Origin of the sequence: Ochrobactrum sp. A-1 (assembly GCF_022488005.1) — a bacterium.
GTDB lineage: Bacteria > Pseudomonadota > Alphaproteobacteria > Rhizobiales > Rhizobiaceae > Brucella.
This window is the reverse complement of the sequence record NZ_JAKVQC010000004.1, coordinates 1,424,049-1,450,191: the sequence shown is the minus strand read 5'-3', so window position 1 is coordinate 1,450,191 and position 26,143 is coordinate 1,424,049. Positions and strand designations below refer to the sequence as shown.

Sequence of the window (26,143 nt, the reverse complement as noted above, 5' to 3'; positions counted from 1 at the left end):
AGCCATTGATGAAAGCGGTTTACAGTCTGTTCGAACGTTGGGTCGATCCCTTTCGTGAACCGGACCGGCTGAGACCGCCTTCCACCACACTCGGCTTTCTGTGGCATTATGCAAGACAGGCGAAATGGCCGCTGGCCGCTTCCCTTATGGTTGGCGGATTGCTGCCGCTGGTCGAGGCGGGCCTGTTCTATTTCACGGGCAGGCTGGTCGATATTCTCGATCAGGCGGGAAAGGGTGGCGTCGAGCGAAGCTGGTCGGCGCTTTTGCAGGCGGCAGGGCCCGAACTTCTGTTCATGGGCATAACCGTCCTGGTGATCCGCCTTGTCGTGACAGCGATCAATACGCTGATCGAGGACCAGACCCTGTCGCCGGGCTTCTACAACATGATCCGCTGGCAGGCGAATTCCTATGTTCTCCGCCAGTCCTACGCCTTCTTCCAGAATGATTTTGCCGGGCGCATTGCCACCAAGGTCTGGCAGGCTGGGCAGGCGGCAGGCGACCTCATCGAAAGCCTCATTCAGGTCGTCTGGTTCATGGCGATCTACAGTATTACAACGCTGTTTCTGGTCGGCCGGCTCGACTGGCGGCTGGCAGCGGCGGTGGTCCTGTGGATCATTGCCTTCGGCTTCATCGCTTGGCGCTATCTGCCGCGCATCCGCAAGAATGCCGAGGCCTCTGCCGAGGCGGGATCGATGATTAACGGGCGTATCGTTGACAGCTATTCCAACATCCAGACGATCAAGCTCAATACTGCCGATGACGATGAGCGCTATCTGCGCGACGGTTTCGAACGGTATCTTGGCGCTATTCTTCCGTTCATGCGCTCGCTCACCGGCGTTCGCGTTTCGCTTACAGCACTTTCCGGCTTGATGATCGTGACGGTTGCGGCGATCGCTATCGATCTTTGGACCCGCGATGCCATCACAGTCGGGCAAGTGTCGTTCACGCTTGGCCTCGTGCTGCGCCTCAATATGCTGCTTGGCCGTCTCATGATGCAGCTCAATGGCATGCTGCGTCAGCTCGGACTGATCGAAAACTCCATGCGGCTGGTTTCGGCTCCGCTCGGTCTTGAGGATCGGCCCAATGCGAAGCCGTTGCAGGAGACAAAGGCGCGTATCGATGTCCAGAATGTCACGTTCCATTATGGAAAGGCTGCAGGCGTTCTCGACAATATCAACCTCACTGTGCGCGGTGGTGAAAGGGTCGGTCTCGTCGGCCATTCCGGCGCAGGCAAGTCCACTCTCGTGAACCTCATCCTGCGCCTCTATGATGTCGAGAAGGGCTCTATCCTTGTCGACGGACAGGATATTCGCGATGTCACCCAGACATCGCTGCGCCGGGCCGTTGCAGTCGTCAGTCAGGAAACGGCACTGCTGCACAGGTCGCTGCGCGACAATATCATGCTGGCGCGCGACGATGCGACCGATGAAGAATTGCTGCAGGCGGCACGTCAGGCCGAGGCCGACGGGTTCATCGCCAATCTCGAGGATTTTCAGGGGCGGCGCTCCTTCGACGCCTTTGTGGGCGAACGCGGCGTCAAGCTTTCCGGCGGGCAGCGCCAGCGTATCGCCATCGCACGCGCCATATTGAAGGACGCGCCGATCCTGATCCTCGATGAGGCGACTTCCGCACTCGATTCGGAAGTGGAAGCCTCGATTCAGGAGAATCTGAAACGTCTCATGGACGGAAAGACCGTGATTGCGATCGCACATCGCCTTTCCACCATTGCAGCGCTCGATCGTCTCGTGGTGATGGATCAGGGCCGCATCGTGGAGGAGGGGACGCATGACGAACTTATCGCCCGTGGCGGCATCTATGCGGGACTTTGGGCCCGTCAGTCGGGCGGTTTCATAGGGCGGAATGGTGAAAGTTGAAAGCTTTCCATTGTCTGTGGTCCATTATCGATCTGCTGTGCATTCGCTGAATTGAGCAAGCAAATCCGCCTGCGACATCGTGCCGTCATAAGGGCTTGGTGTCTGGACAAGCGATTTTTACACGCATAAACCGGATAGTGAAATGGAGGGAATTTCGTCCTGTGAGCACTTGCGGGACTACTTTTGCGTAAGTGCAAAAGAGGACGAGGGGAGAGTTCAATTGAACATGCAGGTTGAAAAGGAATTGGCACGTGAGCGCACACGACACGGCTGAGCCGACACGGCGTGATTTTTTGTATATTGCGACGGGAATGGCCGGTGTCGTCGGAGTTGGCGGACTGGCCTGGCCGTTTATCGACCAGATGCGTCCGGACGCTTCGACGCTCGCGGCTGCGTCCATCGAGGTTGATGTTTCGTCCCTGACGGAAGGAGCATCATTAACTGTTAAATGGCGTGGTAAGCCGGTTTTCATCCGTAACCGCTCCGCCAAGGAAGTCGAGGATGCCAAGACAACCGCTCTTGGTGATCTCAAGGATCCGATCGCGCGTAATGCCAATCTTGCTTCGGACGCGCAGGCGACCGATCTCGCCCGCTCGGCAGGCGAAGGCAAGGAAAACTGGCTGGTGATGATCGGCGTATGTACCCATCTGGGTTGCGTGCCGCTCGGTGAATCCGGTTCTTTCGGTGGCTGGTTCTGCCCATGCCATGGTTCGACCTATGACACCGCCGGTCGTATCCGCAGCGGTCCGGCGCCGGAAAACATGCACATCCCGCAATATGCGTTCACTTCCGATACGGTCATCAGGATCGGCTAACAGGTCTTGGGGAGAGAAGACATGAGTGCTGGACACTCCACATACACGCCGAAGACCGGCATCGAAAAATGGGTGGACGAACGGCTTCCCTTGCCGCGTCTCGTCTATGATTCTTTCGTGGCCTATCCGACGCCGCGTAACCTGAACTACATGTACACCTTCGGTGGCATTCTGAGCTTCATGCTCATTTCGCAAATTCTGACCGGCGTTGTGCTGGCCATGCATTATGCTGCGGATACGGGCATTGCGTTCAATTCCGTTGAAAAGATCATGCGCGACGTCAACTCTGGTTGGCTGCTGCGCTACATGCACTCCAACGGTGCATCCTTCTTCTTCATCGCCGTCTATCTCCATATTGCCCGCGGTCTCTATTACGGTTCCTACAAGGCACCGCGCGAGCTTCTGTGGATCCTGGGCGTAGTGATCTTCCTTCTCATGATGGCAACCGCCTTCATGGGATACGTGCTGCCATGGGGCCAGATGTCCTTCTGGGGTGCAACGGTTATCACCGGTTTCTTCACGGCTTTCCCGATCATCGGCGAACCGATCCAGCAATTGCTGCTCGGTGGTTTTGCGGTCGACAATCCAACGCTCAACCGCTTCTTCTCGCTGCACTATCTGCTGCCGTTCATGATTGCGGGTGTCGTTATCCTGCACGTATGGGCGCTGCATGTGACGGGTCAGACCAATCCGACCGGCATTGAAGTCAAGTCCAAGACCGATACGCTGCCGTTCACGCCTTATGCGACCATCAAGGACGCTTTCGGTGCGCTCGTCTTCTTCGTGTTCTTCGCCTATTTTGTCTTCTACCTGCCGAACTTCCTCGGTCATCCGGATAACTATATCCCGGCAGATTCCCTGAAGACGCCTGCTCACATCGTTCCTGAATGGTACTTCCTGCCGTTCTACGCGATGCTGCGCGCCATCACCTTCAATATCGGCCCGATCGATTCGAAGCTCGGCGGCGTTCTGACCATGTTCGGTTCGATCGCGATCCTCTTCGTCGTGCCTTGGCTCGATACATCGAAGGTTCGTTCGGCTGTCTATCGTCCATGGTTCAAGCTGTTCTTCTGGCTGTTCGTGATCAACGCCATCTTCCTCGGCTGGCTGGGTTCGCGTCCTGCAGAAGGTTCCTACGTCTTCATGGCGCAGCTGGGTACGCTCTACTACTTTGCATTCTTCATCATCATCATGCCGGTCATCGGCCTGATCGAAACGCCGAAGCGTTTGCCGAACTCGATCACCGAGGCGGTTCTGGAGAAGAGCGGCAAGGCCGAGATTACCCCAGTGGAAATCAAGGGCTGAACCAGCGAGAGAGATGAAGGACGTAACAATGAAAAACATCCTCAAGAATTTCGCTGCCTTCGGTATTGCTCCGCTGGTTGCGCTTGGTATCGCCTTCGCCAGTTCGATGGGTGGTGCCTCGGCTGAGGAAGGCGGGAATGCTGCGGAGCCGGAACATTTTCCGATCCACCATCCCAAGCAGGAAAAGTGGAGCTTTTCCGGCCCGTTCGGAACCTATGACAAGGGCCAGCTTCAGCGTGGCCTGAAGGTCTACAAGGAAGTCTGCTCGGCTTGTCACTCGATGAACCTGGTGGCCTTCCGTACACTGGAAGGTCTCGGTTACTCGCCGGAACAGGTCAAGGCGCTTGCCGCTGAATATGAAGTGCAGGACGGCCCGAACGCGGATGGCGAAATGTTCACCCGCAAGGCGCTTCCGACCGATCACTTCCCGTCGCCATATCCGAACGCGGCTGCGGCTGCGGCGGCAAACAATGGTGCGGCTCCGCCGGACTTTTCGCTGATCGCCAAGGCGCGTGCAGTGGAGCGTGGGTTTCCGCAGTTCATTTTCGATATATTCACGCAATATGCCGAAGGTGGCCCGGATTATATCCATTCTCTGTTGACCGGCTTCGATGAGCAGCCGCCGGCAGGCATGCAGATCGCCGAAGGTACGCATTACAATCCGTACTTCATTTCGGCAAAGGCGCTCGCTATGGCGAAGCCGCTGAGCGACGACCAGGTCACCTATGATGATGGTTCGCCGCAGACGGTCGATCAGTATGCACGCGACGTCTCGGCGTTCCTCATGTGGGCTGCAGAGCCGCATCTGGAAGATCGCAAGCGGACCGGTTTCCGGGTCATCATATTCCTGATCCTTTTTGCTGGTCTGGTTTATGTTGCCAAGCGTTCGATCTGGTCGGATGTCAAGCACTGACAATGGATCAACCTGAGTTGAATAATGGGCGCCGCGGGCGCCCATTTTTTTGTGCTGCAGCTGGAAGGTCGGTCGTGCCACAAATAAGCCATAAAAATGACAGTGCGTCGCCGTAATGTTCTTGGCAGAAATGGGCGGTTTCTTTTGCAATTTGCCCGTTTGAGGGTGTAAAGGAGCTTGGCCCCAACTTTGCCTTGATTAACTTGACCGGCCTGCAGGCCGCCTGAAAGGATGGAAAATGGAATCCGGATTTAGAGCCAGCCTGAAGGATGCGATCCGCACCATTCCGGACTATCCGAAGCCGGGCGTCCAGTTCCGTGACGTGACCACGCTTATGGGCGATGCACAGGCATTTCGTCGCTCTGTCGATGAACTGGTCTATCCCTATGCAGGCAACAAGGTCGACAAGGTCGCCGGTATTGAAGCGCGTGGCTTCATTCTTGGCGGCGCAATTGCGCATCAGCTTTCGGCTGGTTTCGTGCCGATTCGCAAGAAGGGCAAGCTGCCGCGCGATACAGTGCGCATCGCCTATAGCCTCGAATATGGCATTGATGAAATGGAAATGCACCGCGATGCGATTGAAAAGGGCGAGCGGATTATTCTGGTGGACGATCTGATCGCCACGGGCGGAACGGCGGAAGCGGCTGCAAAGCTTCTGCTTCAAATGGGTGCGGACATTGTGGCAGCCTGCTTCATCATTGACTTGCCCGATCTGGGTGGTCGCAAGAAGCTTGAAGCTCTCGGCGTGCCGGTTCGCACACTCGTTGCCTTTGAAGGCGACTGAGAATAAGAAAAAGCCCGGATCGCTCCGGGCTTTGTTGTTTCAGGCATCGGCCTTGGGCGGCAGCTTCACCATCGCCGCATTGTCGAAGGACAGCACCTCTTCGCCATTCTGGTTATGGGCGCTTGTCGTCATGGTCAGCATGGACCAGCCGGGTCGGGAAGCGAGCGGCCTGATGGCATGGACTACACGCTTGTAGGTAATGGTATCTCCGGCATAAACGGGCTTCGGCCATTTCAGGTTCTCGAAACCGGGCGAGGGGCCAAATGTCGGCGGCGTCTCACCGCGTTTCAGCGCATCCTTGGTGGCCTGGACGATGGAAGCGACATTGAGCTTCATGAACACCGCCGTGGTGTGCCAGCCGGAGGCGCAAAGCCCACCGAAGACGCTCTTCTTTGCTGCTTCGGCATCCAGATGGAACGGCTGCGGATCGTATTTTCTGGCGAAATCGATGATTTCCTCAGGCGTAAACGTATAGCTGCCGATAACGAGGTTCTGCCCGAGATTTTCTTCCAGAAAGCTCATGCTGCTCCTCCCGTCGTCGCATCGTAATCGCGGCGAAGCATCATGCATGGGTGCTGCATTTCGCACACGCTTTCGCCGCGCTGATTGAACAGCTCATGATGGAACGTTACCAGCCCGATTGCCGGGCGTGATTTGGAAATGCGCTTGTCCTTGATCGTCGTCACGCCATTCAGCGTATCGCCCGCAAGCACGGGGCGTTTCCAGCGTGTGAACTCGACGCCGGGACCGCCTTGCGAGGTGGAGTTGGTGAGATAGGCGTCGCAGACCATGCGCATGATGAGGGAGGCTGTCTGCCAGCCTGATGCGGCCAGGCCACCGAGGACGCTGGCCTTGCCCGCTTCCTCATCGAGATGGAATGGCTGCGGATCGAACTCGCTGGCGAATTCGATGATTTCTTCCTTGTTGATCGTACGAGGACCGAAGGGAAGGGCCATTCCCGGTTCCATATCCTCATAAGCATATTTCGGCAGAGGTTTGCTCACCCTCGATCTCCTCCCTGTAGGCTAAAGAAAAGGCCGCCGGTTTTCGGCGGCCTGAACGTATCAGGTATTGAAGCGGAACAGCATCACATCGCCGTCATGGACGATGTATTCCTTGCCTTCGTCCCTTGCCTTGCCAGCTTCCTTCGCTCCGACTTCGCCGTTGTATTTGACATAGTCTTCATAGGCGATGGTCTGGGCGCGGATGAAGCCGCGCTCGAAATCGGTGTGGATCACACCGGCAGCGCCCGGAGCCTTGGTGCCGCGCCGGATGGTCCAGGCGCGGGTTTCCTTCGGTCCTGCGGTGAAATAGGTGATGAGGTCGAGAAGCTTGTAACCGGCGCGGATCAGGCGGTCGAGACCCGGTTCCTCAAGGTCCATGCTTTCCAGATATTCCTTGGCTTCCTCATCGGGAAGCTGTGCAACTTCTGCTTCGATTGCAGCCGAAATGATGACCGTCTGCGCGCCCTGTTCGTCGGCCATCTTGTCGACGGCAGCGCTAAATTCGTTGCCCTTGGCGGCGTCGCCTTCTGCGACGTTGCAGACATAAAGAACAGGCTTGGAGGTCAGAAGGTTCAGGCCCTTCAGCGTCAGCAGGTCTTCTGCGGCAATATCCTTCAGCATCAGGCGGACCGGCTGACCGTTCTGGAGCAGTTCGAGTGCCGTTTCCATCACCGGCAGAATGGTGAGGGCTTCCTTGTCCTTGCCGGTGGCGCGCTTGCGGATCTGAACGATGCGGCGTTCGATGCTTTCGAGGTCCGACAGCATCAGTTCCGTTTCAACCGTCTGGGCGTCCGATACCGGATCGATGCGGCCTTCGACATGGGTGATGTCATCGTCCTCGAAGCAGCGCAGCACATGCACGATGGCATCGACTTCGCGAATATTGGCGAGGAACTGGTTGCCGAGACCTTCGCCCTTCGATGCGCCGCGCACGAGACCTGCAATGTCCACGAAGTTGATGCGGGTCGGGATGATTTCCTTCGAACCTGCAATCTTGGCAATCTCGTTCTGGCGCGGATCGGGAACCGCCACTTCGCCAGTGTTCGGCTCAATGGTGCAGAACGGATAGTTTGCGGCCTGTGCGGCGGCCGTTTTGGTCAGCGCGTTGAAAAGCGTCGACTTGCCAACATTTGGCAGACCGACGATGCCGCATTTGAAACCCATGATCGTACCTGTCAGACTAGAATAGAATTACCGTCGCTATGCGACATTGAGGTGTGAAGCGTCAAGAGGCGCAGCCGTCGCCGGGGATTAATCCTTCTTCCCCAGCAGCTTTTTCAGCATTTCAGCCATTGGACCGCTTTCGGGAATGGCCGGCTTCTTCTGGTTCTGCCGCGCCTGACGGATATGGCTCTGCGCCTTGGGCGGGGCCTTTTCCAGTTGCGCGGGATCGGCCTTGAAACCGCTTGGCCGCTGATTGCCGTCGCCCATGGCGAGCGCAATGCGGTTCATGAAGCTGTTGTCTTCGCCCTTGGTGGCAAGCAGGCCCACATTATCGGCGATGGCGCCCAAAAGCGTTTCCAGCCATTCATTGTCGGCCTTGGCAAAATCGCCGAGGACATAATTATGCACGAGTTCCTTCGCGCCCGGATGACCGATGCCAAGTCGCATACGGCGATAATTCTGGCCGCCAGGGAAGGACTGCACATGTGCGTCGATGGATTTGATGCCGTTATGGCCGCCGGAGCCGCCGCCGGTCTTGATGCGCAGCTTGCCCGGAACGAGGTCGAGTTCGTCATAAATAACGACGAGATCGGCAGGTGTCAGCTTGTAGAAGCGCATGGCCTCGCCGATAGACTGACCCGAGAGGTTCATGAACGTCTGCGGTTTGACCAGCAGCACCTTTTCGCCATCGATCACACCATCGGCGATCTCGGCCTGAAACTTCTTCTGCCAGTTGGAAAAGCGATGGCGGCGGAATATTTCATCCGCCGCCATGAAACCGATATTGTGCCGGTTATGCGCATATTTGGGGCCCGGATTGCCAAGACCTGCGATGAGCAGCATGGTTCAGAGCTCCCAAAATACGGACAGCGATTATTCGCCGTCCTTGACTTCTTCTTCTGCAGCGCCTTCCGAGGCAGCTTCTTCCGACTTCAGGCCGGCAGGAGCAGCAATCGTGGCGATGGTGAAGTCGCGATCCTGGATGGCAGGCGTTACGCCCTTCGGCAGCTTGATTGCCGAAATGTGGACGGAGTCGCCGATTTCGAGGCCGGTCAGGTCGAACTCGAGTGCTTCCGGAATTGCATTGGCCGGAACGATCAGTTCAACGTCGTGACGAACGATGTTGAGAACGCCGCCGCGCTTGATGCCCGGAGCGGCTTCTTCGTTCTTGAAGTGAACCGGAACATTCACGTGGACGACCGACTTCGCGGAAACGCGCAGGAAGTCGACATGCTGCGGGAAGTCACGGACCGGATCCAGCTGGTAGTCCTTCGGGAGGACCTGAATCTTCTTGCCGTCTACTTCGATCGTGGCAACAGTGGTCTTGAAGCCACCGCCATGAATCTTGTAGAAAATCTCCTTGTAGGAGACGGCGATTGCGAGGGGTTCCTGCTTGTCGCCATAGATGACTGCAGGAATCTGGCCGTTGCGACGCAGTTCGCGGGAGGACCCCTTACCAACCCGGGTACGCAGATCGGCCTTGAGCACGTAAGTCTCGCTCATGGCATTTCCTTTCGATGTTACTGGAGTGTCGCTTGTTTTCTGCGCATGATCTTGTCCGAAAATCGGTTTCCACTTTTCGAGATCAAGCTTCAACAAACGACATGAAACAGCCCGTATTGTCTGTCACGAGGTGAGAGACCGGACCGCTCCATTCCGCGTTGCCTCCAAGGGTGTCTACGCGGATGGCGGTGCTATAGAGCATAGCGCGCGGCGGTGCAAGTTTTTTGGGTTTGCCTGGGTGCGGAGGCTGACAGGCCATGGTTGAAAAAATGATCCGGACGGCCTATATTCGGATCGGTAGCTGAAGCGCGAACTCCAGCTACCGCGTACTTAGATAAAGATCTGTACCCGCACTGAGGCTTGCCAGCCAGTGCGGGTTTTCTTTATTCTAAGTGTGAATCTAATAGGTATAAACCACATAGAGTTCACCTCCGAATAGAGGGCAAAGCCTTTGCCACGGTCGAGGTGGCTCATCCTCCCCGACGCGCCCGCTGGCTGGACGCTTGCTGCTTTTGCCCCCTGATCCAATTGCTATCAAAACTTCTGGTTGAAATCTACTGCCCAGCATCTGTGGGCATTTGTCTTAACGGGTGGCAATGGCGGCCGCAAAAGTGTTAAGCGAATGCCTGATCGACTGGCGGCTTGGCCGTGCGAGTCGTCTGTTCCTGCTATATTGAAACAAGGAGGCGAGATGCAGGTCGGTATCGACATGGGTGCAGTTGCCGGAAGCGGTTCTGCCTCGGCAGCGGCGCTTGGCGGTGGCAAGCAGGCCATGCTTGATCTTGAGGAGCTTCTCGCCACGCGCCTGCTCGTGCAGGGCAATTCCGGCTCCGGCAAGTCGCATCTTTTGCGCCGCCTTCTGGAACAGAGCGCGCAATGGGTGCAGCAGTGCATTGTCGACCCGGAAGGCGATTTCGTCACGCTGGCCGATCTTTACGGCCATGTCGTTGTCGATGCCGCTCGCACCGAAGCTGAACTAACCCGTATTGCCGGGCGTATCCGCCAGCACCGTGTTTCGGTCGTGCTTAATCTGGAAGGGCTGGACGTCGAGCAGCAGATGCGCTCGGCCGCAGCTTTCCTCGGTGGCCTCTTCGATGCGGAGCGCGACTATTGGTACCCGATGCTTGTCGTGGTGGACGAGGCGCAATTGTTTGCGCCTGCTGCCGCAGGCGAAGTGTCGGACGAAGCGCGCAAGCTTTCGCTGGGCGCGATGACCAATCTCATGTGTCGTGGGCGCAAGCGCGGACTGGCCGGTGTCATCGCCACGCAGCGACTGGCGAAGCTTGCCAAGAACGTTGCTGCCGAAGCCTCCAACTTCCTCATGGGGCGCACCTTCCTCGATATCGACATGGCGCGCGCCGCCGATCTGCTCGGCATGGAGCGCCGTCAGGCGGAAATGTTCCGCGATTTGCAGCGCGGGCATTTTGTGGCGCTTGGCCCCGCATTGTCGCGCCGTCCATTGCCGATCAAGATCGGCAAGGTGGAAACTTCGGCGCGTTCGTCGTCGCCCAAACTGATGCCGCTGCCCGAAGCGCCGGAAGATGCGCTCGACCTGATCTTCACGCCTGCGCCGCAGGAAATCCGTACCGCTGTGCGCCGAGCGCCGCCGCCTCCACCGCCGCCATCGACGGCGGAAATTCTGGCCCAGGTAGCAAAGCCCAAGCCCGAAGCCGAACCGGCACAGGAACCATTGTTTCCCGGCATTGTGGAAGTCGAACGCGATGAGCTTCTTGAAAAGGTCATGCGCGAGATCGTGGACGACCCGGAAGCGTCGTTCCGCTCGGTTGCCGTTCTCTATCAGGATTTTCTGGTGCGCTGCCGCATTCACCGCGTTCCCGGCGAACCGCTGGCCCTGCCTGCCTTCCGGCGCAGGCTGGCGGTGGCGCAGGCCAGCATTGAAAGTGATGTGGCCAGTGGCGAAACATGGCAGCAGGCGCTTTCCTTGTCGGAAAGCCTCACCGACGATGTGCAGGGCGTGTTCCTGATCGTGGCGCAGGCAGCCGTCACCGGTGCGCCTTGCCCCTCCGATGCGGCTTTGGCGCGGGCTTACGGCACGCATTCGTTCAGCCGCGCGCGGCGTTTGCTGACCTATTTTGAAGAGCGCGGGCTTCTGGTTGTGCGCAATGATTTCAAGGGAATGCGCATTGTCAATTTCCCCGATCTCGCCTGTGAGACCGCTCCGGGCGACCCGAATGCGCCGGATGAGCTTGCGGAAGAAGGCGCTGCGGCTGAGTAGACTGTGAAGATCGTCATGAACCTGTAATGATTGTCAGCAAGAGCTTGGTCGGATCATTCAGGATGACAGCGTGACACAGCCAATAAAGCAGCCGGATTTCAAAGAACTCTTCACGACATTCGGCAAGATCGGGCTTCTATCCTTCGGCGGTCCTGCGGCGCAGATCGCCATGCTGCAACGTGTGCTGGTGGATGAGAAGAAATGGATGGATCAGGAACGGCTGATCCATGCGCTGAATTTCTGCATGTTGCTGCCGGGGCCGGAAGCCATGCAGCTTGCGACCTATTCCGGCTGGGCGGTGAAAGGCTGGCGCGGCGGTTTGCTGGCGGGGCTGTTGTTCGTGCTGCCCGGCGCTGTCGTCATGCTTGCCTTGTCAGCGCTTTATATTGCCTTCGGGCATGTCGAGGTCGTGGCGGGGCTGTTGTTCGGCCTCAAGGCTGCGGTTCTGGCCGTGGTTTTCGAAGCGCTCTACCGCATGGCCAAACGGACACTGGCTTCAGGCTTTTCTTATGCGGTGGCGATTGCGGCGTTTATTGCGATAGCCTTCCTGAAACTGCCGTTTCCGCTTGTCGTCCTGCTGGCAGCTCTTGTGGGTGGGCTACGACATGTCGTTCAGGGGAAGAGTGCAGCGACTGTTCTGGGGGATGCGACGCCCGGTGCCCTGCGTGAATTCACGCAGCAGACACTCATCTGGGGCGGGTTGTGGCTTTTACCTTTGCTCGGGCTCTTCTTCGCTTTTGGCGGTGCGCATGTTTTCGTGCAGGAAGCGGCCTTCTTCTCGAAGCTTGCTGCGGTGACATTTGGGGGCGCTTATGCCGCTCTTTCCTATACGGCGCAGCAGGCTGTCGAGCATTTCGGCTGGATGAAGCCGGGCGAAATGCTGACCGGGCTGGGACTGGCCGAAACCACGCCGGGGCCGCTGATCCTCGTGCTGGTCTTTGTCGGCTTTGTGGGGGCTGCGAACCTGTCAGGCCTGCCGCCGCTTCTGGGCGGCTTTTTCGGCGGATTGATCGCGCTGTGGTTTACCTTCGTGCCCTGCTTTCTATGGATACTGGCAGGGGCGCCGTTCGTGGAACGGCTGCGTCAGGTACGCTGGCTGTCTGCCATGCTGGGCGGCATTACGGCTGCGGTTGTCGGCGTGATTGCCAATCTGGCGCTATGGTTCTCGCTGCACGTCCTGTTTTCGCAGGTGGTGGAGAAGGCTGTCGGCCCCGTCACATTGCCGCTGCCGATCTGGAGCACAATAGACAATGCCGCCGTCCTGATCGCAGGCGCGGCGGCATTGTTGCTTGTCGTTTTCAAGATGAACATGCCGCTCGTGCTGTTGCTGGCGGCATGTCTCGGGATTGCTATGCGCCTGATGTTTTGATTAGTCGAACAGGCTCGAAACGGACTCTTCCGCTGCCGTGCGGGCAATGGCTTCGCCGATCAGGTCGGAAATCGAGAGCACGCGGATATTCGGCGCATCGTTGATGGCGGTGGTCGGCTGGATGGAATCGGTGATGACCAGTTCCTTCAGCTTTGACGCGGCAATACGGGCAACCGCGCCGCCGGACAGAACGCCATGCGTGATATAGGCGGTGACGCTGTTTGCACCCTTGTTGAGCAGGGCTTCGGCTGCGTTGCAGAGCGTGCCGCCGGAATCAACGATATCGTCGAACAGCAGGCAGTCCTTGCCGGAAACATCGCCGATGACATTCATGACTTCCGATTCACCTGGACGCTCACGGCGCTTGTCAACGATGGCGAGCTGCGCATCGATGCGCTTTGCCAGCGAACGGGCACGCACCACGCCGCCAACGTCAGGCGAAACGACCATGCAGTTGCCGGTTGCATAATTGGCCTTCACATCGCGCGCGATGACCGGAACGGCGTAGAGATTGTCGGTCGGGATATCGAAGAAGCCCTGAATCTGACCGGCATGAAGGTCAAGCGTCAGAACGCGGTTGGCGCCGGCTTCGGTAATGAGGTTGGCGACGAGCTTTGCCGAGATCGGCGTGCGCGGACCGGGCTTGCGGTCCTGACGGGCATAGCCGAAATAGGGCAGGACGGCGGTGATGCGACGTGCGGAGGAGCGGCGGAAGGCATCGATCATGATGAGCAGTTCCATCAGGTGATCGTTTGCCGGATAGGAGGTCGATTGCAGAACGAATACGTCTTCGCCGCGCACGTTTTCCTGAATCTCTACGAAGATTTCCTGATCGGCGAAGCGACGGACGCTGGCCTTACCGAGTGGAATGTTGAGATATTGAGCAACGGATTCGGCAAGAACCCGGTTGGAGTTGCCTGCGAAAAGTTTCATTCTTTTGCCTCTGACGCCGATGCGGTCGCGGTTTGCAGTTTGGTTCTGTCGCAACAGTCCGCCGTAACGGACGTAATCTCTTAAAAACTTTAAGCTGCGTACTTTCTGACGGGATCAAGTACTGCAGCTTGCAAGGTTTTCTTTCGGATGTGGGGCCTATTGCAAAGAGTCACCGTCATTGCAAGGCCCCTCGGAACACAATTGCTGTAAAAAGCCCGGTTTTCCGGCTTTCCCACAGTAGGCAAAACAGATTCAGCAAAAGATTTCAGTCTTTTGCTGCCAAAGCAAGTTTCTATGCGCGATTTGCCGCAAGCCAGGTCGAATATTCCTGCATGGTGCGGTCGGCGATTGCCTGCATTGCGGAAGCTGGAACGACGCTCCATGAGTCTGCGGCTGCGCCCTGAACTTTCTCCTGCCCCTGTATCCGGTGAAGACGATTGCCGGAAGCATCCAGCACGTCCCAGACGTAAAGCACCGTGGTCTGGTTATCTTCCGAAAGAACGGAGAAATAACCCTTCATGACATAGGCAGCACTTGGGTCGTTATTGCCCGCAAGCTCAATGCCCTTCGTCTTGGCGTCATCATTCATGCGATGGGTCAGCGGCGTCACCACATTCACAGGCGCGCCGACAATCGGGGCAATATGCAGTTTGCCCGGCTTGAGCGCCGCACTGCGCTGTGGTGCCGCTGGCGTGGTCGTTGCAGGCGGGGTTGTTCCAGCAGGCTGCACGGGAGCGGCACCCGTCGCCGGGGTGCCCGGTGTCGTCGCAGGTGCAACGGTTTGCCCAGAACTCTGATTGCTGCCCTGTACGTTCAGAGCGGATTCGGTGCTGTTGCAGGCGGCGAGCAGGCTTGTAAGCACTCCGGCCAGCAACAACATCGTTGAAAGACGTGCCTTGTTCATCTTCGGCTTCATGCTCCTGAAGGCGCAGATTTTCTGCGGTAGGGCATTTCCAGTTTGAAATAATCTATCGATTTTTCTCGATGTGCATCTTGTCCGAAAACCACTTTCCAGTTTCCGGCGTGCGCTTGTGGCAGTTTTATCGCCGATTGCGCCTCATTTTACAATCATATCAAGAGAATGGCGGGATAATGGCTGAGCTGCACCATTTGTTGTGAGATATGTCTGCCCCAGCGTCATTGCGGTCTGCGTATCGGAATCCATGATAATCATATGCGCGAAAAGCGTCATATCCGGCTGGATGCTTTCCGGATTTCCAGCATAGAACATCTGCGGGTCCATCCATGAGGGCGCAAATCGGGCGCCGACCGAATAGCCGCAGGCATTGAGGCGATGGCGGGTGAGCCCATGAGCTTCCATAGTGCGGGCATGGGCGTCGAAAACGTCACCGAATGTCGAAGCGGGTGTCATCGCCGCTTCCACGGCTTCCAGTGCCTCGCGTGCGGCGGCATAGAGTTCCAGATGATGCGTGGTCGGTTTTCCGATGACGATCGTGCGCATCATCGGCGCATGGTAGTGGCGGAAGACGCCCGACCATTCGAGCGTGAGCTGGTCGTTCTTGTTCAGCTTGCGCCGACCGGATTTGTAGCGGCAGAGCAGGGCATCGTCGCCCGAGCCGATGATATATTCGTTGGCGGGAAAATCGCCGTCGCCCGCGAAATTGGCGCTCATCATCCCAGCCAGAATATCGGCCTCGTTCGCCCCGCCTTTGGTCAGCTTTATCGCGGCGTCGAGTGCATCGTCGCTGAGTTCGGCAGCGCGCTTGGCATAGGCGATTTCAGCAGGGCTTTTCAAAAGGCGCAGGCGGTCCACCATGCCGGATGCGTCGTAAAGCTTGGCAAAGCTCTGCAACTGTTCATCCAGCTTGCGGGCATTGGCGCCGGTAAGGCCGTGCGTCTGATATTCGATCCCGATCCGCGTGCCGAGAAGGTCGAGTTCCGTCAGGATATTGCGCAGGTCAGCGGCGGGATTGGCATTGTCGCGGTCGGTCCAGACAACGATGTTCTCAATATTCGACGTATGGCGCGCCTGCCGCAGATCGGCGGAGCGCGTCATCAGCACCATCGACCCGTCTGCCTTCACGACGAGACACTGGAAGAAGCAGAATCCGAATGTGTCATAGCCGGTCAGCCAGTACATGCTCTCCTGTGCGAACAGCAGAAGCGCATCCAGCTTTTCCTCTTCCATCTTCAAGATCAGGCGGTCGCGACGTGCGGCGAATTCTTCCGGCTCGAAGTGAAGGGCCATGCGGTTCTCCTAATCTTCTATGATGGCGATCGCTGCAATCTGACGCCCGTAATCGGGTTCGTTGCGATGGGTGGTGCGCCGGTAGGAATAGAACTGTTCCTCATCGGCATAGGTGCACTGGCGAAGGGATTCTGCCTGCACGCCAGCTTTCGTCAGGCGGTCGGTGATGAATGTCCACAGATCGAACAGCTTGTGGTCGGGCTTGTCGGAAGGCCGGAAATAGGTGGCGTAGGCAGCATCCTTGCCGATGAATTCGGCGTAGAATTCCGGACCGACTTCATAGTTTTCCGGACCAATGGTCGGCCCGAGAACGGCAACGATATTCTCGCGTTTTGCACCGAGGCCGATCATGGCTTCGATGGTGTTCTCCAGAACACCGCCGAAAGCGCCACGCCATCCGGCATGGGCGGAACCGATGATTCCCGCTTCGTGATCGGCAAAAAGCACTGGCCCGCAATCGGCGGAAAGCGCACCGATGGCGATGCCCGGCACATTTGTGACCATTGCGTCAGCCTTTGGGCGCGGTGCGCCGAACGGTTCGGTGACGTGCAGGACATCGGGCGAATGAACCTGATGCACGGTCATGAGATGATCGGGCGCAACGCCAAGGTTTTCGGCGACGCGACGGCGATTCTCCGCAACCTTTTCCGGTACATCGTTCGAACCGCTTCCGACATTCAGGCCCGTATAGATGCCATCGGAAACGCCGCCCTTGCGGGTGAAAAAGCCATGCGCAATCCGCTTCCCGTTCTGTCCGACGGGCTTTTCAAGGAGAGGCGAGCGGAGCGGTTGCGGCATATCTGTCATAGCATTCTCTCTTCAAACGGCGGGATGTTGGGGGAGGAGGCACAGCTTGTCAATCGAAGCTTTCGCCGTCATGGAACTGCAAACGGAATGAGTTTTGTGTCGGAATCGCTGATGGCCAGCACCTTGAACAAGGTTCCCATTTGATCGGGGGCGGCCAGTCTTTCGACGTCCTGCCGGATTTTTTCCTGAAACGCTGCATCCTTGCCGGCGCCAAGCCGTCCGGCGCGATCGAGCAGGCCCATTGCAAGCAGAAATTCGCCCTGCGTCATCATTCCGGTCTTGCAGCCGCTGGCTCGTGCGGTCTTGTCCAGACTATCGAAATCGACGTGGCTGGTGAGGTCCGCAATGCCCGGATTGGCAAAGACATCGTCAAAGCTGTGTTTCAACATGGCTTGCAGCGTATCGCCGAAACCGGCTTTCAGATGGCCGTAGTCGATATTGAGAGCCGCGCCGCGTGTGGTCGCGATATGACTGGCGATTTCCTGCATCAAGGCGGTGCGCCCCGGGGCCACTTCAAAGATCGTGCCTTCGGGTGCTTCCGCATGACCTGCAGGTAACAGCGCCGGATCAATGCCGCCCAGACCACTGACAAAATGGAACTCATCCTTTTCGTCGAGCGCGATCATGCGTTCGACAAAGCGGCCATCGACCTTGACGAACTGCCGGAACGGGATGGCATCGAACAGCTCATTGGTCACGAGGATCAACGGCCCGTTGGCAGTATCGGCGGGAATATCGGAAAAGCGTTCGAACCAGTCGATCTTCGCATCGGTATCGGACAGCTTTTCCCTTTGCCTTTCGACAAGGCGCGGGCTGGTTTCGACCATGGCAACACGCGCATGGGCCAGCACTTGCGGGGCAAGCCTGCCGATGGTGCGCAGCATGTCGCTCATCAGCGTGCCGCGACCGGGGCCGATTTCGCACAGCACGATATTGTCCGGGCGTCCCAGCGCGTCCCATTCGCTGACGCACCAGATGCCGATCAGTTCACCAAACATCTGGCTCACTTCCGGCGCGGTGATGAAATCGCCGTCACGTCCGAAAGGTTCGCGCGTGGTGTAATAGCCCGCCTCACGGTCGCCGAGGCAGGCTGCCATGTAATCGGCAACGCTGATCGGCCCCGAAGTGGCGATCAGGCGTTTCAGCCGGTCTTTCAGCGGAAGATCAGGCATCCTTGGCAGCAGCCCGGTTTGCGCGCCACATGGCCCAGAGCCCGATCAGTACCATCGGCACCGAGAGGACCATGCCCATGGTAAGCCATCCGCCAAACAGATAGCCGAGCTGTGCATCCGGCTCGCGGAAGAATTCGACCACGATGCGGCTGAGGCCGTAGCCCGTGACGAAAGCGCCTGCAATGAAGCCAGGCTTCTTCAGTTTGCGTCCGACCCAGACGAGGAGGAACAGCACGAAGAAGAGGACCACACCCTCAAGGAACGCTTCATAAAGCTGGCTTGGATGGCGCGGCAGCGGGCCGCCATTGGGGAAGTATACTGCCCATGGCACATCGCTGACACGGCCCCAGAGTTCCGAATTGATGAAATTGGCGACGCGCACCACGCCAAGTCCGACCGGAACGCCGGCGGCAATCGTGTCGAACATGCTCCAGACCTTGATGCCGCGCGAGCGGGCAAACAGGAACATGGCAAGCGTTGTGCCCAGAATGCCGCCGTGAAACGACATGCCGCCATCCCACACCGCCGGAATGGCGAGGGGATTGGAAATATAATAGGAGAAATTATAGAAGAGAACGTAGCCGATACGGCCACCAAGCACGACGCCGAGCGCTGCCCATATGACGAAATCATCAAGCGCTTCCGGTGCCATGGGCGGCTGGTTATTGGCCCACAGGCGATGGCTTCGCAAGAGTTTCTTGCCGTACCACCAGGCGAACATGATGCCGACGACATAGCCGAGGCCGTACCAGTGCACTGCCAGTGGCCCGACCCGGAAGATCACCGGATCGATATTGGGGAAGGCGAGCGCCGATGCGGGCAGCAACGTCTCAATCATGAAATCACTCCGTTTTGTGACGGAACATGCTGGACCGGCCCGATATGGTCAAGCTGTTCCCGTCGGCTGCAAATCGCGTTTGCAATCGCGGTTGCAAATTGCGGTTTCGGGGCTTCCGGTGCTGATTTACCCTTAAGGCAGCCTTAAGTACATTCTCCACTGGCGCCTCGGGTTCTCGCAGACGGCTATTCTCGCGAGGTCGGCAATTGTTGATTCAGCTGCATTGAAGCCGATCACTTTCTATAGCTGCGCTTGCATCGGAACTGAGACGGCCCTATTTCAAATTTATGTTTTCAACAGGTCTCACCTGGAAATAAGGAATGATTGCCATGACCAGCGGACAGAACCGGGTTCTTGATGAACTCGCCAAGCTTGTGACGGATGCGGCAGGCGCTGCGCAGGGCGTGCGCCGTGAAGTGGAAACGGCGTTGCGTTCCCAGAGCGAGCGCGTGCTCAACACGCTCGATGTCGTACAGCGCGAAGACTTCGAAGCCGTTCGCGAATTGGCAATCAAGGCGCGTGCGGAAAACAGCGCGTTGTTGGCAAGAATCGAAGCTCTCGAAGCACGTCTTGCGAAATTCGAAGTTGATTCTGATGCCAAACCGGCAAAATCGGCTTCATCTTCGGCAAAATCCAAAAATAATCCCTGAATATTTATTAACAGGCCGCAAGTGGCAAAAACCCTTGTCTTAGAGTCGGTTAAGGCAAGGGTCACGGTCGGTCCCTCGTATATTTCCACATGCTTTCACGGCTCTTTGTTCAAAAGGGGCTGGCGTTCAGATTCAGCATCAATAGACTGAAAACACTACATGATTCGTAACGCGGTCATGTAGGCGGCGGCGAGGGGCTGAGTGTCAGGTTTCGCGTCTTTCAGGCTGCTTTCCAGTATCAGTTGCGTATGTGCGTGTGCCATTGAGGCGCTTGCATGCCGTCGTGCATGCCGGTTCCTCAACCGATCAATTCGTGCCTGTTTTCCTGCGCTTGTTCTTGCGCGGTGGCTGGCACGGGCGAGCAATGACTTGCGCGCCGGGAATTAGGAAACATCTGGGGGCAGATGGTTCCCAGAACAGGAAACGGACATGAGCCTTCTTGAGCTTGAATTCGCACGTGAGGCGCATCCGGTGGATGTGATCGAACAGGTCGCGCATTCAAACGACTGGACGTTCGAGCGGACTGGCGACGACGAAATCGCAATTTCGGTTGCGGGCAACTGGACTGACTATCACATCTCGTTTTCCTGGATGGAGGATTTCGAGGCACTGCATCTGGCCTGCGCATTCGACATCAAGGTGGCCGAGCCACGTGTGAACGAAGTGATGCGCCTGCTGTCGCTCATCAATGAAAAGCTTCTGATGGGGCATTTCGATCTCTGGCAGCAGGAAGGCGCGATCATGTACCGCCAGTCGCTGCTGCTGGCAGGCGGTGCGGAACCGACGAGCCGTCAGGTGGAAGTGTTGCTGTCGGCTGCGCTGGAAGCTTGCGAAGCCTATTTCCAGGCTTTCCAGTTTGTGGTCTGGTCGGGTGTCACGGCGCGTGAAGCGCTGGAATGCGTGGTGTTCGAGACCGTCGGTCGCGCCTGACTATCCATTAACTGAGTTTTGGCCCGGCGTTCGCGCCGGGTTTTCTGCGAGGCCGGGAATGAGGGCCGGGGAGTGAAAGAATGAGCGAAGCAACCACCATCACCTGGGCAGATTTCGAAAAGGTCGATATCCGCAGCGGAACCATCGTGGAAGCTGTGCCATTTCCCGAAGCGCGCAAGCCTGCCTTCAAGCTGAAGATCGATTTCGGTGAAAAGATCGGCATCAAGAAGTCGTCAGCCCAGATCACCCGGCACTACACGCCGGAGCAACTCATCGGCAAACAGATCATGGCGGTGGTGAATTTCCCGCCAAGGCAGATCGGCCCCTTCATGTCGGAAGTGCTGACGCTCGGCATGCCGGACGAAGACGGCGAAGTGGTTCTCGCGGGAATCGACAAGCCCGTGCCGAACGGCGGCAAGCTTTATTAAGAGCGTGATTTTTGGGTGAACAAGCAGCGGTATCCTTTTCCCTCGTCCTTCGAGACGGTTCCTTCGCAAGCTCAGAAACCTCCTCAGAATGAGGGGGAGGCGTTGTTTGCTCCGCGGGAAGGCCGGGACAAGTCAAACCATCTCGGAAAAGACGACGTTCCGACCGCCCTGATATCCCAGGCTTTGTCTAACCCTTTGTTTTCAGATAAGTCCGCAACGGCTTCCCGCTTTCAAACGACATGCTTCACGCCGGAATGTGGATGATGGCGCGCAAGCCGCCCGTCGGGGCGTCTTCCAGTGTAATGTCGCCACCGTGGCTGCGTGCAATATCGCGTGCAATGGCAAGCCCCAGTCCGCCGGTACCGCCGGAATCCTGCGTACGTGCTTCATCCAGCCGGACGAAAGGCTTGAAGACGTCCTCGCGACGGTCTTCCGGAATGCCTGGCCCGTCATCATCCGCGACGACCTTCAGCCAGCCATCCTCATGCGAAATTGAAAGCTCGACATTCTGCGCGTGACGGAAGGCATTCGATACGAGATTGCTGACGAGGCGCGAGAAGGCGTTTGGACGCACATAGACCTCGCTGTCGCCTTCAATATGATATTTGAAGCCGCGTTCGCGCAGGCGCGCTTCGTGCTCCAGTTTTTCGCAAAGCTTCGTGACGTCGTAGCTTGCCGTTTCCTCGGAGCCTTCGCCGCGCGCAAAGGCGAGATAGCCTTCGAGCATTGTCTGCATGTCGGCAATATCCTGATTGAGAGGCTCGGTGTCGATGGAGTGGCCAGCCAGTGCAAGCTGCAGCTTGAAGCGGGTCAGAATGGTGCGCAGATCGTGGCTGACGCCAGAAAGCATGGCAGTGCGCTGCTCGATCTGGCGCTCGATGCGCGAGCGCATCTGGATGAAGGCAATGCCTGCGCGGCGTACTTCCTCGGCCCCGCGCGGATGGAAGCCTTCCGGCATGGGGCGCCCCTTGCCGAAACTTTCCGCCGCTTCGGCAAGCTGCTGGATCGGCTTGATCTGGTTGCGGAGAAAGGCGATGGCGATAATCAGCAGAACGAGTGCGGTGCCGACCATCCATGTCAGGAAGATGCCCGTATTGGACGCATAGGCCTGGCTGCGTCGCGCAAAGACGCGCAACACCTTGTCCTCAAGCTTGATGCGGATTTCGATGAGATCGGAATCGCCAACCGTGTCCACCCAGAAAGGGCGATTGATCTGGCGGGTAATCTCTTCACTGAGGAAGTAATCGAGAATGGCGAAAAAAGGCTTCGGTCCGGGAGGCGGCAGCGGATCGGGCGGCAGGATCGAAATGTTCAGCTCCAGCCGCTGCTGCGCGATGCGGATGAGATTGTCGTAGCCCGGTTCCTGCGGATAGGTTTCGAGAATATCGATGATGCCCGCAATATCGCGCACAACAGCGGTCGACAGTCGTTCGGTTACCATCTGCCAGTGACGCTCCATGAACACATAGGCGATCACGGACTGCAGCAGAACCATCGGGGCAATGATGATGATGAGCGACCGCGCATAAAGCCCCTTCGGCATGATGCGCGCCAACCAGCGGGAGAATTTTCTCAAGGGCGATTTCATCGTGTTAAAACGTCCCTCAGTACTCCGTGGTTGCGTCCAAAATACTTATTTTGTCGCAAAGCTGCGTCGCACCTTTGGCTCGAAAATGCGCTTCCGGAAATATCGCTGTCTGCAAATGACGTTTTCCATGAACAACATTGCGGCTGTACCGTTTGTACACGTCGCCCTGCGTTTTGAGAAAACACCATTTTCTGATCGCGATATTCCCGATTGCCGATGGTTGCTATTCGATGCTGAGCTTGTAGCCGATGCCGCGCACGGTCTGGAGCCAGACCGGATTGGCTGGGTCCTGCTCGATCTTGCGGCGAAGACGATTGATCTGGACGTCGATCGTGCGCTCGCCGACATCGCCGTCCTGACCGGTCAGCTCATGGCGGGGGATCGTTTCACCGGCGCGCTCGGCGAAGATCGCCATGATGTCCTGCTCGCGATCAGTCAGCTTGATTGTTTCCGTACCCTTCTTCAGCTCGCGACGCGGGATGAAGAAAGTATAGGGGCCGAACACGATCTGCTCGATCTTCGGCTGTGCGGGTGGTGCGCCGCGCCGCAGGATATTGTTGATGCGCAGCGTCAGCTCGCGGGGATCGAACGGTTTGGGTAGATAGTCGTCTGCACCGGCAGCCAGACCGTCGATGCGGCTGTCGGTTTCCGACAATGCCGTCAGCATCAGGATGGGAACGTTCTTCTGCTCGCGCAGCGATCTCGTCAGCGAAACGCCGGTTTCGCCCGGCATCATCACGTCGAGGATCAGCAGATCGAAATCGATGCCTTCCAGCTTGCGGCGCGCTTCGGCAGCGCTTCCAGCCATGGTGACACGGAATCCGCTGTTGGTCAGATATTGCGAGAGAAGGCTGCGGATACGCGTATCGTCGTCAACAACGAGGAGATGCGGCGCGTCGTCGGAGAGCGTCTTTTCTTCTTCTACAGCCATGGCGTCTTTCGATCCCATTCCGTTTCAATTCGACTACAGCATCGGCCCAAAAATCGGAATCGATTTTTTGGAAAGCACGATGCGTAGATTCAATAAGTTAGAGCGACCTTTGTGCGTCCGAATGGACGCACGGCGCTCTATGACGCAACATGCGCCGTCCGGCATATTACCGACAGGAATGCGGCGCGTCTATTCACTGCCTGCATGGAAGCTTTCTTGTACAAGCACTTAGTGCAACCAGACGTAACACTCAAACTCAGTATTGTCGGTTCAGAGGCGTCTGGCTGAGTTGTCATCAGCAGAAAACTCGTCAATCTGGGCGCGCCGCTCGGGATTGACCATATTATAAAGAAAGCGTTCGATCACTTCGCGGTCTTGCGGTGCGCAGCCTTCCAGTGCGCGCGCGATACGCCGTGACTGTGGAAGGGCGAGTGCAAGCGTGAGCTGGCGACCGCTCTTGGTCGGATAAAGCTTGCGGTGGCGGCGGTCGTGCAGGCCGGTGGCCTGAACGACATGGCCCGTATCGATAAGCTGTTTAAGCACGCGCGACAGGCTCTGCTTGGTGATCCGCAACACTTCCAGAAGCTCCGCGACTGTCATGCCCGGCTTGCGGTTGATGAAGTAGAGGACACGGTGATGCGCCCGCCCGAATCCGATCTTTTCCAGGATAAGATCAGGGTCGGCGGTGAAATCGCGATAAGAAAAAAACAGAAGCTCAATGACGTTGAGATCGGCAGCCTCCTCAGCCGTCAACGGATTGCTTATATAATTCATATCGTTCGTCGAATTCACATCGGTGCTCCGTTCTGTCGCGTTAAATATGTCAGCATTATTGACATAATTCAATCGCCCAGATAATTTTCGATAAGCGTAGGCTGGCTTTTTTGGAATAATGTTCGCGCTGACGCATGCAAGGAGGAGGAATAATTGCGCTGACTGGCTTTCCGTCACCGTCCAAAAGATGGGCGATGAGGATGGTTGCCGCAATATTCTATCCCGGTGGAGGATTTATTTTCTTTCCATGCATGCTCCGCCTGGGATTCGCGCAATATGTTTGCGTGACCTCAGAGCATTTCGAACAAAAAGGCCAGCAATTACGCAGAAAAAGGTGGCCGTCTCACCAGTTATATCGATTTAATTGGGGAAGACAGGTTGCGGAGAAGGTTGCCCGACCGGAAATCGGTTTCGAGACAGCGCCGCGAAATATTCAGGAGCAAGAAAATGGCTGCGATTCCATTCGATCAACGGGACGGATTTATCTGGCTGGACGGAGAATTCGTCGACTGGAAAGATGCAAAGATTCATGTGCTGACCCATGGCCTGCATTATGCGAGCGCCGTGTTTGAAGGCGAGCGCGCCTATGGCGGTGAGATCTTCAAGCTCAATGAACACACCGAACGTCTGCATGAATCTGCGCGTATTCTCGGTTTCGAGATTCCTTTCAGCGTTGCAGAAATCAATGATGCTTGCCGTGAACTTCTCAAGAAGCAGGGTTTTGAAGATGCCTATGTGCGTCCGATTGCCTGGCGCGGTTCGGAATCGCTTGGCGTTTCGGCGCAGAACAACCGCATTCATCTTGCAATCGCCATCTGGCAGTGGCCGAGCTATTTCTCGCCTGAAGAAAAAATGAAGGGTATCCGGCTCGATATTGCTGAATATTGCCGCCCGGACCCGCGCACCGCGCCTTCGCGTTCAAAGGCTGTAGGTCTTTATATGATCTGCACGATTTCCAAGCATGCCGCCGAAGCCAAGGGCTATGCCGATGCATTGATGCTCGACTGGCGCGGACAGGTTGCCGAAGCAACCGGTGCAAACGTCTTCTTCGTGAAGGACGGAGCGCTGCACACGCCGAAGCCTGACTGTTTCCTTGACGGTATTACACGCCGCACGATCATTGATCTTGCCAAGCGCCGCGGTATTGAAGTTATCGAGCGGGCAATCATGCCGGAAGAACTTGCCGGTTTCTCTGAATGCTTCCTGTGTGGAACAGCAGCGGAAGTGACGCCGGTTTCCGAGATCGGTCAATACCGGTTCAAGCCTTCCGAGATTACGAATGTTCTAATGAATGACTATTCCGCAGAAGTTCAGCCAAAGCGTGCGGCAGCGGAATAACTGAGTTGTAAACAGAAAAAGAGCGGTCTTCGGACCGCTTTTTAATTATGTCGTCGCTTATTGTTTGACATTGGGCAGTTTCGGTCCAAGATTTTTTCGACCGGACTCGCACTATTCCGGTTTAAAACTCAGATGGGGTGACGATTATGGAATCTCTACTACCTATCATTCTCCAGCTTGTCGCTGGCGCGGTTGGTGGCAACATCGCAGGTGCCGTGAAAAATATCAGTCTAGGCACAACGGGCAACACGGTGGCTGGTGGCATCGGTGGTGTCATCCTCGGTCAGCTCCTTCCGATGCTGTCCGGCGGCGGTCTCGATTCTGTGCTCAATGGCGTTGTCGGCCAGTTGGCGGGCGGCGGTGTTGGCGGTATCGTGCTGACGGCTATTGTCGGCCTGATCAAGAACTCGATGGCCGCCAAGGCCTGACGCATTTGGGGCGCGGCCCCTTTTGTGGCGGCGCTTCATGCGGAGGTGAGAAACCTTCAGCCCGAAAAGCTGGCTCGCTTTTCGGAATATACTTCGATTAGAGCATAATACGATCTGAGTGAAACGAGGATCGATAAGATTATGCTTTAA

The 26,143-nt window shown here is 57.1% G+C and carries 26 protein-coding genes; 12 read left to right on the top strand and 14 right to left on the bottom strand.

The features are described from left to right. Window positions 1-8 precede the first annotated feature (8 nt). The 5 genes from MKS82_RS16525 (at window position 9) to MKS82_RS16505 (ending at window position 5,691) form a co-directional block, all read left to right on the top strand. Window positions 9-1,874 (top strand): ABC transporter ATP-binding protein, encoded by a 1,866-nt coding sequence (locus MKS82_RS16525; protein ID WP_240579008.1) that lies wholly within the window; start codon window positions 9-11, stop codon window positions 1,872-1,874. A 251-nt stretch (window positions 1,875-2,125) separates the two neighbouring features. Beyond that, on the top strand, window positions 2,126-2,689 hold the full coding sequence (petA, locus tag MKS82_RS16520; protein WP_061345909.1) for a ubiquinol-cytochrome c reductase iron-sulfur subunit: 564 nt from the start codon (window positions 2,126-2,128) through the stop codon (window positions 2,687-2,689). 21 nt (window positions 2,690-2,710) lie between these two features. Continuing rightward, entirely contained in the window at window positions 2,711-3,994 is a 1,284-nt protein-coding gene (locus tag MKS82_RS16515) for a cytochrome b (RefSeq protein WP_109987237.1), read from the top strand. A 28-nt stretch (window positions 3,995-4,022) separates the two neighbouring features. Continuing rightward, window positions 4,023-4,907: a cytochrome c1 gene (locus tag MKS82_RS16510; protein ID WP_176036800.1), complete on the top strand. Its 885-nt coding sequence runs from the start codon at window positions 4,023-4,025 to the stop codon at window positions 4,905-4,907. A 238-nt stretch (window positions 4,908-5,145) separates the two neighbouring features. Then, complete coding sequence (locus MKS82_RS16505) at window positions 5,146-5,691, top strand: adenine phosphoribosyltransferase (RefSeq protein WP_109987235.1); 546 nt, start codon at window positions 5,146-5,148, stop codon at window positions 5,689-5,691. A 39-nt stretch (window positions 5,692-5,730) separates the two neighbouring features. Here the strand turns inward: MKS82_RS16505 and MKS82_RS16500 are convergent, their stop codons facing one another. The 5 genes from MKS82_RS16500 to MKS82_RS16480 all read right to left on the bottom strand — a co-directional run bounded on the left by MKS82_RS16500 (window position 5,731) and on the right by MKS82_RS16480 (window position 9,362). Continuing rightward, complete coding sequence (locus MKS82_RS16500) at window positions 5,731-6,213, bottom strand: MaoC family dehydratase (RefSeq protein WP_109987234.1); 483 nt, start codon at window positions 6,211-6,213, stop codon at window positions 5,731-5,733. Next, window positions 6,210-6,695 (bottom strand): MaoC family dehydratase, encoded by a 486-nt coding sequence (locus MKS82_RS16495; RefSeq protein WP_109987233.1) that lies wholly within the window; start codon window positions 6,693-6,695, stop codon window positions 6,210-6,212. Before MKS82_RS16495 ends, MKS82_RS16500 begins: the two co-directional genes overlap by 4 nt. A gap of 60 nt (window positions 6,696-6,755) precedes the next feature. Next, window positions 6,756-7,859, bottom strand: a complete 1,104-nt coding sequence (ychF, locus tag MKS82_RS16490) for a redox-regulated ATPase YchF (protein WP_109987232.1) — start codon at window positions 7,857-7,859, stop codon at window positions 6,756-6,758. An 87-nt stretch (window positions 7,860-7,946) separates the two neighbouring features. Then, a complete protein-coding gene (gene pth / locus MKS82_RS16485) occupies window positions 7,947-8,702 on the bottom strand; it encodes an aminoacyl-tRNA hydrolase (RefSeq protein WP_109987231.1) in 756 nt (251 codons plus the stop codon). Between the two features lie 30 nt (window positions 8,703-8,732). Beyond that, window positions 8,733-9,362, bottom strand: coding sequence for a 50S ribosomal protein L25/general stress protein Ctc (locus MKS82_RS16480; RefSeq protein WP_109987230.1), 630 nt, complete (start codon window positions 9,360-9,362; stop codon window positions 8,733-8,735). Between the two features lie 691 nt (window positions 9,363-10,053). On the opposite strand from MKS82_RS16480, the gene MKS82_RS16475 reads away from it, so the two are divergent. Then, the gene (locus MKS82_RS16475) at window positions 10,054-11,598 is read left to right on the top strand and encodes an ATP-binding protein (RefSeq protein ID WP_109987229.1); all 1,545 of its coding nucleotides are present in this window, start codon (window positions 10,054-10,056) and stop codon (window positions 11,596-11,598) included. Between the two features lie 70 nt (window positions 11,599-11,668). After that, window positions 11,669-12,967 (top strand): chromate efflux transporter, encoded by a 1,299-nt coding sequence (gene chrA, locus MKS82_RS16470; protein WP_240579007.1) that lies wholly within the window; start codon window positions 11,669-11,671, stop codon window positions 12,965-12,967. Here chrA and MKS82_RS16465 read toward each other — a convergent pair whose 3' ends face one another. The 6 genes from MKS82_RS16465 to lgt form a co-directional block, all read right to left on the bottom strand. Beyond that, window positions 12,968-13,900, bottom strand: coding sequence for a ribose-phosphate pyrophosphokinase (locus MKS82_RS16465; protein WP_109987227.1), 933 nt, complete (start codon window positions 13,898-13,900; stop codon window positions 12,968-12,970). Window positions 13,901-14,192: 292 nt separating this feature from the next. Further along, window positions 14,193-14,816, bottom strand: coding sequence for a hypothetical protein (locus tag MKS82_RS16460; RefSeq protein WP_109987226.1), 624 nt, complete (start codon window positions 14,814-14,816; stop codon window positions 14,193-14,195). A 141-nt stretch (window positions 14,817-14,957) separates the two neighbouring features. After that, window positions 14,958-16,109 (bottom strand): M24 family metallopeptidase, encoded by a 1,152-nt coding sequence (locus MKS82_RS16455; RefSeq protein WP_109987225.1) that lies wholly within the window; start codon window positions 16,107-16,109, stop codon window positions 14,958-14,960. Window positions 16,110-16,118: 9 nt separating this feature from the next. Next, window positions 16,119-16,916 carry a peptidoglycan editing factor PgeF gene (pgeF, locus tag MKS82_RS16450; RefSeq protein WP_109987224.1) on the bottom strand — a complete coding sequence of 266 codons (798 nt, stop codon included), beginning with the start codon at window positions 16,914-16,916 and terminating at the stop codon, window positions 16,119-16,121. Window positions 16,917-16,984: 68 nt separating this feature from the next. Further along, window positions 16,985-18,088 carry a class I SAM-dependent methyltransferase gene (locus tag MKS82_RS16445; protein WP_109987223.1) on the bottom strand — a complete coding sequence of 368 codons (1,104 nt, stop codon included), beginning with the start codon at window positions 18,086-18,088 and terminating at the stop codon, window positions 16,985-16,987. Continuing rightward, on the bottom strand, window positions 18,081-18,926 hold the full coding sequence (gene lgt, locus MKS82_RS16440; protein ID WP_109987222.1) for a prolipoprotein diacylglyceryl transferase: 846 nt from the start codon (window positions 18,924-18,926) through the stop codon (window positions 18,081-18,083). The genes MKS82_RS16445 and lgt overlap by 8 nt, the downstream gene beginning before the upstream one ends. Before the next feature lie 329 nt (window positions 18,927-19,255). Here lgt and MKS82_RS16435 point away from each other — a divergent pair, with 329 nt between their 5' ends. The 3 genes from MKS82_RS16435 (at window position 19,256) to MKS82_RS16425 (ending at window position 20,934) form a co-directional block, all read left to right on the top strand. After that, complete coding sequence (locus MKS82_RS16435; RefSeq protein ID WP_109987363.1) at window positions 19,256-19,576, top strand: accessory factor UbiK family protein; 321 nt, start codon at window positions 19,256-19,258, stop codon at window positions 19,574-19,576. 429 nt (window positions 19,577-20,005) lie between these two features. Beyond that, complete coding sequence (locus tag MKS82_RS16430; RefSeq protein WP_010659627.1) at window positions 20,006-20,506, top strand: type III secretion system chaperone family protein; 501 nt, start codon at window positions 20,006-20,008, stop codon at window positions 20,504-20,506. Between the two features lie 80 nt (window positions 20,507-20,586). After that, window positions 20,587-20,934, top strand: a complete 348-nt coding sequence (locus MKS82_RS16425) for a tRNA-binding protein (RefSeq protein WP_109987221.1) — start codon at window positions 20,587-20,589, stop codon at window positions 20,932-20,934. A gap of 244 nt (window positions 20,935-21,178) precedes the next feature. Here MKS82_RS16425 and MKS82_RS16420 read toward each other — a convergent pair whose 3' ends face one another. The 3 genes from MKS82_RS16420 to MKS82_RS16410 form a co-directional block, all read right to left on the bottom strand. Then, window positions 21,179-22,522, bottom strand: coding sequence for an ATP-binding protein (locus MKS82_RS16420; RefSeq protein WP_109987220.1), 1,344 nt, complete (start codon window positions 22,520-22,522; stop codon window positions 21,179-21,181). A 223-nt stretch (window positions 22,523-22,745) separates the two neighbouring features. Then, window positions 22,746-23,453: a response regulator gene (locus MKS82_RS16415; protein WP_012091674.1), complete on the bottom strand. Its 708-nt coding sequence runs from the start codon at window positions 23,451-23,453 to the stop codon at window positions 22,746-22,748. A 270-nt stretch (window positions 23,454-23,723) separates the two neighbouring features. Beyond that, window positions 23,724-24,245 (bottom strand): MarR family winged helix-turn-helix transcriptional regulator, encoded by a 522-nt coding sequence (locus tag MKS82_RS16410; protein ID WP_109987219.1) that lies wholly within the window; start codon window positions 24,243-24,245, stop codon window positions 23,724-23,726. A gap of 429 nt (window positions 24,246-24,674) precedes the next feature. Here MKS82_RS16410 and MKS82_RS16405 point away from each other — a divergent pair, with 429 nt between their 5' ends. After that, complete coding sequence (locus tag MKS82_RS16405) at window positions 24,675-25,565, top strand: branched-chain amino acid aminotransferase (RefSeq protein WP_109987218.1); 891 nt, start codon at window positions 24,675-24,677, stop codon at window positions 25,563-25,565. Between the two features lie 146 nt (window positions 25,566-25,711). Beyond that, the gene (locus MKS82_RS16400; RefSeq protein WP_109987217.1) at window positions 25,712-25,993 is read left to right on the top strand and encodes a hypothetical protein; all 282 of its coding nucleotides are present in this window, start codon (window positions 25,712-25,714) and stop codon (window positions 25,991-25,993) included. Window positions 25,994-26,143: the final 150 nt, after the last annotated feature.